General features: G+C 69.1%; 9 protein-coding genes. 1 reads left to right on the top strand and 8 read right to left on the bottom strand.

Features of this window, described 5'->3' with window-relative positions; genetic code table 11:
* Positions 1–35: 35 nt before the first annotated feature.
* Positions 36–746, top strand: a complete 711-nt coding sequence (locus tag AB1346_10875) for an NAD-dependent deacylase (GenBank protein MEW6720941.1) — start codon at positions 36–38, stop codon at positions 744–746.
* 44 nt (positions 747–790) lie between these two features.
* Here the strand turns inward: AB1346_10875 and AB1346_10870 are convergent, their stop codons facing one another.
* The 8 genes from AB1346_10870 to AB1346_10835 all read right to left on the bottom strand — a co-directional run.
* Complete coding sequence (locus AB1346_10870) at positions 791–1,588, bottom strand: arginine deiminase-related protein (protein ID MEW6720940.1); 798 nt, start codon at positions 1,586–1,588, stop codon at positions 791–793.
* The gene (locus AB1346_10865) at positions 1,585–2,811 is read right to left on the bottom strand and encodes a TIGR00300 family protein (protein ID MEW6720939.1); all 1,227 of its coding nucleotides are present in this window, start codon (positions 2,809–2,811) and stop codon (positions 1,585–1,587) included. The genes AB1346_10870 and AB1346_10865 overlap by 4 nt, the downstream gene beginning before the upstream one ends.
* Before the next feature lie 2 nt (positions 2,812–2,813).
* Entirely contained in the window at positions 2,814–4,184 is a 1,371-nt protein-coding gene (locus tag AB1346_10860; protein ID MEW6720938.1) for a TatD family hydrolase, read from the bottom strand.
* Positions 4,184–5,722 (bottom strand): methionine--tRNA ligase, encoded by a 1,539-nt coding sequence (metG, locus tag AB1346_10855; protein MEW6720937.1) that lies wholly within the window; start codon positions 5,720–5,722, stop codon positions 4,184–4,186. Before metG ends, AB1346_10860 begins: the two co-directional genes overlap by 1 nt.
* Positions 5,719–6,477 carry a regulatory iron-sulfur-containing complex subunit RicT gene (gene ricT / locus AB1346_10850; protein ID MEW6720936.1) on the bottom strand — a complete coding sequence of 253 codons (759 nt, stop codon included), beginning with the start codon at positions 6,475–6,477 and terminating at the stop codon, positions 5,719–5,721. Before ricT ends, metG begins: the two co-directional genes overlap by 4 nt.
* A gap of 9 nt (positions 6,478–6,486) precedes the next feature.
* Entirely contained in the window at positions 6,487–7,464 is a 978-nt protein-coding gene (gene holB / locus AB1346_10845) for a DNA polymerase III subunit delta' (protein MEW6720935.1), read from the bottom strand.
* Positions 7,458–8,111: a dTMP kinase gene (tmk, locus tag AB1346_10840; GenBank protein MEW6720934.1), complete on the bottom strand. Its 654-nt coding sequence runs from the start codon at positions 8,109–8,111 to the stop codon at positions 7,458–7,460. Before tmk ends, holB begins: the two co-directional genes overlap by 7 nt.
* Before the next feature lie 145 nt (positions 8,112–8,256).
* Positions 8,257–8,494: hypothetical protein (locus AB1346_10835; GenBank protein ID MEW6720933.1), on the bottom strand; the 238-nt coding region annotated here is incomplete at its 5' end.

The following is an 8,494-nucleotide window of genomic DNA, read 5'->3' as shown; positions in this document are numbered from 1 at the left end:
GCATTTTGCGACCGGTTCCGTATGAAGGCCGTGGTATGAATCCCGCAAGGGAATGGGTAAAAAGCTGCCGGTCGTTGTGCGTCCTCACCGGCGCCGGGGTCTCCGCCGATAGCGGCGTGCCCACCTTCCGCGGGGCGGGCGGGCTGTGGAAGCGGCGTGACCCGATATCGCTGGCAACGCCCGAGGCGTTCGCGGAGGACCCGCGGGAAGTGTGGGAGTGGTACCAGTGGCGCCGGCGGAAGATCCGGGAATGCGCGCCCAACGCCGGGCACCTGGCGATCGCCGCGATCGAGGCGCGTAAGCCCGATTTCCTCCTCGTCACCCAGAACGTCGACGGGCTGCATCGCACCGCGGGCTCGCGGCGGATGGTCGAGATCCACGGCAACATCTGGGTCGTCCGGTGCACCGACTGCGGCATGGAGAGGGAGGAGCGCGGCGACTTCGGGACACTTCCTCCCCGCTGCGGATCGTGCGGCGGACTTCTCCGCCCGGGGGTTGTCTGGTTCGGGGAGATGCTCCCCGCCGCGGCTTCCGAGGCCGCGATGGAGATGCTGGCCCGTTGCGATCTGCTGATCGTCGCCGGGACGTCGGCGGTGGTGGCCCCGGCTTCCGGCTACGCCGCGATCGCGAAACGGCGCGGCGCCCGCGTGATCGAGGTGAACCCTGAAGAGACGCCGGTCAGCGGTTTATGCGATGCGGCGATCCGCGGCCGGTCCGCGGAGGTCTTGCCGGTGATTCTCGACTGACTCCACAAGGGGCTTGTGCGAGGAATAAGCCCCTTGCGGAACCGTCAGTCGAGATACAACACGAGGCACTTTGCTGCTCCGCCCGCCTTCAGGAACTCCGACAGATCCGTCTCCCACACTTCGTATCCCATTCCTTCCAGCCGTCCCTTCAGCGTACCGGACCCCGCGGGAAGCACCGCCTTCCGCCCTGCGATCACCGCGTTGCAAGCGAACCGCAGCGCCTCCTCGGGGGGGACCTCGATCCGGTCGGTGATTCCCGATTCGATCACCTTCCGCCCGTACGAATCGAAGGCGGCGGGGAAGTACGCGGCGGCGTCGCTTCCCACCGGGCAGAAGCAGGTGTCCAGGTGGTAGAAGCGCTCGTCCGTCAGCTCCAGCGACAGGACCGGCAGCTCCAGCGCCTTCGAGATCCACTCGTGGGAGCGGATGTCCGAGCGGATCCGGTAGCCCGCGAACATCCGGTCGCCGACCTTCAGGAAGTCCCCTTCGCCCTCGAAGTGCATGTCGGCGGGAAGGGTACGGGTCCGGAAACCTTCTTTTTCGAACCAGCGCCGGAAGACGGGCTCCTCCCCCTGCCGCTCCGGGTGCCGGAAGTTGCTCGCGAGGAAGACGTCGCCGTGGACGAGCCCGGCGTTTGCCGTGAAAACGAGGTCGGGCAGCCCTTTCCGCGGCGGGAGCAGGGAGATCGAGAGACCGAGCCGGCCGCGCAGCAGGTCGTGCAGCTCCTCCCACTGCCGCGCCGCCCTGCGGTTGTCGACCTGCCGGCTGCGCGACATCCAGGGATTGATCTCGTACTCCACCCCGAAGTACGCCGGCGGGCACATCAGGACGCGGCGCGTCATTCCGCGAGGGCAGCCGCCAGCTCCCGGAGGAACGGCTCGGCGTCGGTGACCAGCCCCAACGACTGGTGCGTCCCGCGGTCGGCGAGCTTGGTCACCATCTCCGTGCTGATGTCCACGCAGAAGGTCCGGACCGTCGCGGGCAGCATGTTGCCCGCCGCGATCGAATGAAGCATGGTGGCCACCATCACGGCCACGGAGACTTCCCGGGCGATCGCCCGCATCCGCTTCTGCGCCTCCACCGTGTCGGTGACGACCTCCGGCAGCGGGCCGTCGTCCCGGACCGATCCCGACAGCACAAAGGGGATGCCGTTCCGCGTCAGCCGGTACATGATCCCGTCTTTGACCAGCCCCGTCTCGACGGCGCGGCCGATCCCCCCCAGCGCACGGACGGCGTTGATCGCCCGGAGGTGGTGTTCATGGCCGCGGGGGACGACCTTCCCGGCGGAGAGGGAGACGCCGAGCGAGGTGCCGTACAGCGACGCCTCGATGTCGTGGGCCGCCAGCCCGTTGCCCGAGAAGACCGCGTCGACGTACCCCGCATCGATGATGCGGCAGAAGCTTTCCCGCGCGCCGGTGTGCACGACGGCGGGGCCCAGCACCCAGAGGATCTTCCCTTTCCCCGACCGCTTCGCCTCCCGGATCTCCCGGGCGATCTCGCGGACGATCCGCTCCTTCGACTTTTCGGGGGAGACGGTGCTGGACATGAACTCGAAGAGGCCGCGCCGCAGCGGGTCCTTGCGCTGCGGCTCCACGCGGACTCCCTCGTATCCCGTGACGATCAAGTCGCCGGCGCGCACGTCGTACATCTTCACGCAGCGGGGCGGCTCCCCGCCGCCCGTCACCCGGATGGCGCTGTCCATGCAAAGGTGCTCGACCTCGCGCCACAGCCCCTCGTGCCGCACCCGGGTCGGCAGGTTCGTGGTGGCGTAGAATCCCTCTGGAAAGACGCCGTCCATCGGCGCGGGGGCGAGCTCCGCGTCCCGCTCCTCCAGCGCCTCCGCCCCGAGTTGTCGTACGCGGGAGAGCACCCGGTCGAGGATCTCCTCCGACGGGGCCGTCACGCGGATCCGGGCGTAGCTCGTGTCCCGGCGCGTCTTCCCGATGGAGATCTCCTCGGTCTCGTACTCGGCGCCGTGGTCGAGGATCTCGTCCAGGACCTTGGGGAAGGTGAGGGAATCGATGATGTGCCCGCGCAGTTCGAAGACCTTCGATGCCGCGGCCATGCTTACCCGACCTCGTTGTAGGACCGCAGCCGGAACACGACTCCCGGGATCGACTCCGCCAGCCGCCGGACGGCCTCCGTGTCGAGCCCGGGGAGGGCCACCGCAGTGGCGGCGACCGACGGCACGTGCTTCGGCGCCTCCCGCAGGAATTCGAGCAGGGCGGAGAACGACGAGGGCCCGAACCGGTTGGGGCAGATCCGCGCGTAGGCCTCGGCGTCGGGGGCGTTGAGCGACACCGAGAGCGCGTCCACCAGCCCGGACAGCTCCGGGAGGACGTTCCGCCCGTGGACCAGGCTGGCCAGACCGTCCGTGTTCACCCGCACCCTCCCCCCGCGCTCCTTCAGCGCCCGTGCGATCTCCTTGACGTCCTCGAGCCGCAGGAGCGGCTCGCCGAAGCCGCAGAAGACGACCTCGTCGTGCCGCTTCGGGTCGCCGACCAGCGCGAGGACGTCGGCGACGGAGGGCTCTCCGGGAAGGCGCAGCAGGTGCCCCTTCACGTGGAAGTCGCGCCGCTTCGCGCAGAAGACGCAGGCGTTCGTGCACCGGTTCGTCAGGTTCAGGTAGAGCGAGTCGCGGATCTTGTAGACCACCCGCACCTCCTCGCTTGCCGGGATGCGGAACAGCCGCACGGCGTTGAGGGTGGTGATCCGCGCCACGTCCTCGACGGAGAGCCCTTTGAGCTCCGCGATCTTCGCCGCCATCAGCGGGACGAACGCCGGCTCGTTCGTCTTCCCCCGGTGCGGAACCGGGGCGAGGTACGGGCAGTCGGTCTCGATCAGTAGCCGCTCCGCGGGGAGCCGCCGCACCGCCTCCGCCTGCGCTTCCGATTTCGGGTAGGTGATGGCGCCCGGAATCGAAATGTGGAAGTTCATCGCCACCGCGCGCTTCGCCATCTCGAAGTCCCCGGAGAAGCAGTGGATGATGCCGCCCACCTCGGCGGCGTTCTCCTCCGACAGGATCGAGAGGATCTCCCCGTGGGCGTCCCGGTCGTGGACGATCACGGGTAGGTTGCGCCGGCGCGCCAGCCGGATCTGCTCCCGGAAGGCGGCGCGCTGCGCGTCGCGGGGCGAGCGGTCCCGGAAGAAATCGAGCCCCGTCTCCCCGATCGCCACGACCTTGTCGCAGCGCGACAGCGCGTCGAGCTGCGAAAGGACCTTGTCGGAGAGGGAGGAGGCGTCGTGCGGGTGCAGCCCGACGGAGGCGTACACGCCGCCGTTGCGGTGGGCGATCTCCAGCGCCTTCGCGCTGCTTTCCGGGTCGATGCCGACGGTCACCATCCGCGTGACGCCGGCCTCCCGGGCGCGGGCCACGACCTTCTCCTCGTTCTCCGAAAGCGGCGGGAGGTCGAGGTGCGCGTGCGTGTCGAAGAACATCAGGCCGTTTCGATCTTCGGGAAGACGATGCACGCCTTCGGCAGCGACGCCCCCGGGGCAAGCCCTCCCCAGCGCCCGGCCTCGAGGGCCTTGGCGTCCGCAACCGCCCCGCCGCCCGGGACGAGCGCGTCCCACATCTTCTGCGACGCCGCGGGGGTGAAGGGGGCCATCAGCAGCGCCGCCACGCGGGCCGCCTCGAGGGCGTTGTAGAGCGCCGTCCCCAGCCGCCCGCGCTTTTCCGGATCCTTCGCCAGCGCCCAGGGCTGCATCGCCTGCACGTACTCGTTGGCCCGGGTGACCAGGTCGATGACCGCCGCGAGCGCCTTGTGGAAGGCGACGTCCTCCATCGCCTGGTCCACGGCCGCCAGCGCCTCCCGCCCGCACGCCGCCAGCGCGGCGTCCTCCGGCTCTTGGACGCCGGCCTCGGGCACGGTCCCCTGGAAATATTTCCCGAGCATCCCGAGCGTGCGGTTCAGCAGGTTCCCAAGCTTGTCGGCCAGCTCCGTGTTGGCGCGCTTGATCAGCTCCTTCTCGGAGAAGTCGCCGTCGAGCCCGAAGGACACCTCGCGCAGCAGGAAGTAGCGGAACGCGTCCGCGCCGTACCGCTTCACCATGTCGTACGGATCGACGACGTTGCCCAGCGACTTGCTCATCTTCTGCCCCTCGACGGTCCACCAGCCGTGGGCGAAGACCCCCTTCGGCGGCTCGATCCCTGCGGACATCAGGAACGCGGGCCAGTAGACGGCGTGGAACCGGAGGATGTCCTTGCCCACCATGTGGAGGTCCGCGGGCCAGAACGTCCGGACGCCGTCCGTCGTCTCCGGGTACCCCAGCCCGGTCAGGTAGTTCGTCAGGGCGTCGTACCAGACGTAGATGACGTGCCCCGGCGCGTCGGGCACGGGGATCCCCCAGGTGAGCGACGTCCGGGAAACGGAGAGGTCGTTCAGGCCGCCCGCGACGAACGCGATCACCTCGTTGCGCCGGCTCTCGGGCCGGATGAAGCGGGGGTTCTCTTCGTAGAACCTGAGCAGGCGGTCCTGGTACTTCGACAGCCGGAAGAAGTACGAGGGCTCCTTGCGCCGCTCCACGGGGCGGCCGCACGTCGGGCATTTGCCGTCCCCGGCCTGCAGGTCGGTCCAGTACGCCTCGTCGGGGACGCAGTACCATCCCTCGTACTCGCCGAGGTAGATGTCGCCGTTGGCGAGCGACTTGCGGAACAGCTCCTGGACGGCGGCGTAGTGGCGCCGCTCGGTGGTCCGGATGAACCCGGTGTTGCTGATCTCCAGCGCGGGAGTGAGCCCCTGGAAGTTGGCCACCACCTGGTCTGCGAGCTGCCGGGGCGTCACGCCCTTCTGCGCGGCGGTCTTCTGCACCTTCTCCCCGTGCTCGTCCGTCCCGGTGAGGAAATACACACGCTTCCCCTTCATCCGGTTCCATCGCGCCATGGCGTCGCACGCCACCGTCGTGTAGGCGTGCCCGATGTGGGGGACGTCGTTCACGTAGTAGATCGGCGTGGTGATGTAGTACGTGTCCCTCACGGGGTTCCCTCCTCGTCCTCGGTCAGCAGCGCGGCCAGCTCTTCCCCTTCGTCCATCTCCGCCGCCGCGGGCTCGGATACCTCCGGCCCGTGGGCCGCGCAGGTCTCGCACCGCTGCCGGGCGTACGACGTGTGCTCGTAGATCAGGCAGCACATCAGCCGGCCGCAGACCCCGGAGAGCTTCGCCGGGTTCAGCGACAGCTTCTGGTCCTTGGCCATCTTCACCGTGATCGGCTCGAAGTCGGCGAGGAAGGTGGCGCAGCACAGCTCCTTGCCGCAGGGGCCCACGCCGCCGACGACGCGCGACTCGTCCCGCACGCCGATCTGCCGCATCTCGATCCGTGTCCTCAGCTCGTGGGCCATGTCCTTCACCAGCTCCCGGAAGTCGATCCGTCCGTCGGCCGTGAAGTAGAAGATGACCTTGCTCCGGTCGAGGAGGTACTCGGCCCGCACAAGCTTCATGGGGAGGCCCCGCTCCGCGATCCGCTTCGCGCAGAACGCCGCGGCGTCCGTCTCCCGGCGGGCGTTTTCCTGGTGGGCCGCCAGGTCCTCCGCAGACGCGATCCGGATCACCTTGTTTAAGGGGGTCTTGGGATTCTTCCGGGCGAAGCCGTCAACCCGCTGGACGACGCGCCCGAGCGATACCCCGCGCTCGGTCTGCACCACCGCGTAGTCGCCCTTCGCGAGAGGTACATCCGTGCAGTCGAAGTGGAAAACCTTGCAGACGCCCCGAAGGCGTATTCCTGCGATATCCATAGGCGGAGATCATCCTTTTCTACGCAATCCGAAGAAAAACGCCTCCAGCATCAGCCTCTTCTGGGGCTGGGGAGGCATCCGGGAGATCGCGAGGAGCGTCCGGAACGCCGCGTCCCATCCCCCGGGGGGAGGCAAAGCCGCCGCCGCGGAGAGCTGCTCCCGCAGATCCTCGTTCATTATATCCGTTCCCCCTCCGGAAGATAAGAGGGCCAGGTCCCGCGCCAGCGCCAGCGGAGCGGCCAGCCGCCCCGGCTCGTCGCCGTCCCCCTTGTAGGACTCCGCCAGCTCGAGCGCCTCCCGGGGAGATGGCTTCGCGAACAGCGACAGCCACCGCTCCCGTTCTTCCGACAATCCCGGCAGGAGCGCCAGGGCGCGGCCGGGGCTGCCGCCCGACACGGCGCACGCCAGCCGGAGCAGGGCGGGGGAGGCGCCGGCCGCGTCCGGGTGGCCGGAGAGGATCTCCGCCGCCGTTCCGGCGGGAAGGGGAAAGAACGGGACCTTCTGGCAGCGGGATACGATCGTCGGCATCATCGCGGCGATCCGGTGGGCGACCAGGAGGAGGTGCGTCTCCGGCGGCGGCTCCTCGAGCGTCTTGAGGAGCGCGTTGGAAGCCTGGGGCGTCATCCGGTCCGCGGGGCAGAGGATCGCCGCGCGGGGCCGGTCGGAGAACGCCTTGAGGGACAGCTCCTCCTGGAGCGCGCGGATCTCGTCGATCCGCAGGAACTGCGTCTCCGGCGCGATGAACAGGAAGTTGGGGTGGGACGAGGAAGCGAGCAGCCGGCAGTCGGGGCATACCCCGCATGCGCCGTCCTCCCCCGGCTCCCGGCAGAGCAGGGCGGCCGCGAACGCCCGCGCGGCCTTCTCCTTGCCGATCCCTTCCTCGCCTGTGAACAGCAGCCCCTGGGGGACCGCCCCGGCGGAGATGTACCTTTTCAGGAGGCCGACGGCCCGTTCCTGCCCGAGAACGCCCGAGAGGCGCTCTACCATCCGAACCGTTCCTTCACCGTCGAAAGGAGCTGCAGGAACACCTCCTCTTCCGGGAGGGAGGCGTCGATCCGGACGATCCGCCCGGGATGGGCGTCGAGGAGGCGGAGGTACCCTTCCCGAACGCGGCGGTGGAAGGCGAGCGATTCCCGCTCCATCCGGTCCGCCCCCCTGCTCCTTCCGGCGATGCGCGCAAACCCCGTCTCCGGCGGGAGATCGAACAGCAGCGTCAGGTCGGGGAGAAGCCCGCCCGAAGCAAAGCGGTTCAGCAGCTCCACCGTCCCGGCGTCCAGCCCCCGCGCGTGCGCCTGGTATGCCGTCGTCGCGTCGTGGAACCGGTCGCACAAAACCGCCTTCCCGGCTTCCAGCGCCGGCAGGACAGCGCTCCGTACGTGCTGCGCCCTCGCCGCCTCGTACAGGAGCAGCTCGGTCTCGGGGAAGACGGCTTCGTCGCGGGGGGAGAGCAGGAGCGAGCGGATCTGGTCGGCCAGCGGAGTTCCTCCGGGCTCGCGCGTGACGACGTGCGGGATCCCCCTTGCCGCCAGGCGCGCCGCAAGGCGGCGGAGCTGGGTGGATTTGCCCGATCCTTCGATTCCCTCGAAGGTGAGGAAATAACCACGGGTATGCGTTGAGGGAATCGAAGGATTCATGAGTCGAGCTGGGGGGGGACACACATTCCCCGCTGGGGGGGGACACACGTGAAAAGGGGGACATACTTTGGGGGGACATACTTGCCCCAGCAGGGCAAGTATGTCCCTCTTTTCACGTATGTCCCCCCAAAGGGTGTCGCGGGTGTCAGCACTCGGACCAGCCGCAGGAGCGGCACTTCAGGCACCCCTCCTGCCGCTCGATCTGGCTGCCGCAGTCGGGGCAGGCGCCCCGGGCGACCTCCGGCTCGTCGGCGGGGAGGACGGACTGCTTCGCCGGCGCGGCGGCCGCCGCGGCCGGGCGGGGGACGCCGGGGAACATCGCGTCGAAGTTCTCGAGGTCCCCGTCGATGGCCGTCGCTACGGCGGCGGCGCAGGAGAGGATC

It is taken from the genome of Thermodesulfobacteriota bacterium (assembly GCA_040758155.1).
Classification (GTDB): Bacteria; Desulfobacterota; Deferrimicrobia; order Deferrimicrobiales; family Deferrimicrobiaceae; genus UBA2219.
The sequence above is the reverse complement of the archived record's forward strand: the minus strand, read 5'-3'. Positions and strand labels throughout refer to the sequence as shown.